We start from the raw sequence: 925 nt of genomic DNA, 5'->3' as shown, positions 1-925 counted from the left end.
TGCTCAGAAGTCAATAAATTGGACTATTTTTATTCAGTTACTTAGGCAACATTTGAGATACGATTGCGATTATAAAAATTGATATAACAACCAATGGCTGCTTGGACTTCAGTTAATGTTTGGTATGCCTTCAAATACACCTATTCACGCTTCAATATTGAATGAAACGCTTCCATACGGCCATTATCGTACGGATGGCCTTTGAGCGAATATGAATGTTTCAAGTCATAATTTTGACATTTAATATTAAATTCAGCACTCGTGTATTGTGACCCCATATCTGAATGAGTAATTAATGGCTTTCGATGATTATCTAACGCCATCTGTAAGGCACTTGTGGCTAGCTCGGCTGTCATTATATCGCCAATTTTATAGCCCAATACTTTTCTCTTCTCAGGATCCAAAACGGTCGCTAAATAGACCCATTTGTGGTTAGTCAACTGAATATAAGTGATATCTGTTTGCCAAACACCGCTCAAATCATGCAAGTGTCTAATCAAATTGGGCTTTTGATTAACAGTCACCACAGTTTTTGCTTGCGATAACGTTTTTGCATGCGGGATTTAATCCCTAATTCACGCATCAATTTGAGTGTCATATACTCAGATACTTTCGAACCGTCGGTTTGTTGACTATAAGCAGCAATACGACGATAACCATAAAATTTAAAGGTTTTCCAAACGTCTAAAATATAAGGTTTCAGGGATTCTCTACGCTTTTCTTGTCGACTGGGTTGCCAATGGCGCCAGTTGTAATAGGTACTAGGTTTGATTTTAAGTGCACTTAAAATACGCACAAGCGCGTAGCCTTGTGCTAAAAATTGGTTAACTAGCGGCAATCCCACATTACGAACTATTTTTCGGCTAGTAAGATGGCCGCTCAATGCCTGTCAGGATATGCGTGATAAAATTTCGTTTTCTTCCTC

At 38.3% G+C, this 925-nt stretch carries 3 protein-coding genes; all 3 read right to left on the bottom strand.

Annotated elements, in window-relative coordinates; translation table 11 throughout:
- Nucleotides 1–41: 41 nt before the first annotated feature.
- The 3 genes from FF105_RS11690 to FF105_RS11540 are packed head-to-tail and all read right to left on the bottom strand — an operon-like array spanning nucleotide 42 to nucleotide 844.
- Nucleotides 42–140: an IS3 family transposase gene (locus FF105_RS11690; protein ID WP_188353679.1), complete on the bottom strand. Its 99-nt coding sequence runs from the start codon at nucleotides 138–140 to the stop codon at nucleotides 42–44.
- Nucleotides 141–524, bottom strand: a complete 384-nt coding sequence (locus tag FF105_RS11545) for a DDE-type integrase/transposase/recombinase (RefSeq protein ID WP_268767748.1) — start codon at nucleotides 522–524, stop codon at nucleotides 141–143.
- On the bottom strand, nucleotides 521–844 hold the full coding sequence (locus FF105_RS11540) for an IS3 family transposase (protein WP_290046932.1): 324 nt from the start codon (nucleotides 842–844) through the stop codon (nucleotides 521–523). Before FF105_RS11540 ends, FF105_RS11545 begins: the two co-directional genes overlap by 4 nt.
- Between the last annotated feature and the right edge of the window lie 81 nt (nucleotides 845–925).

The sequence above is a fragment of the Leuconostoc sp. UCMA20149 genome (assembly GCF_030400235.1).
GTDB classification, from domain to species: domain Bacteria; phylum Bacillota; class Bacilli; order Lactobacillales; family Lactobacillaceae; genus Leuconostoc; species Leuconostoc pseudomesenteroides.
This window is presented reverse-complemented; position numbering and strand designations above follow the sequence as displayed.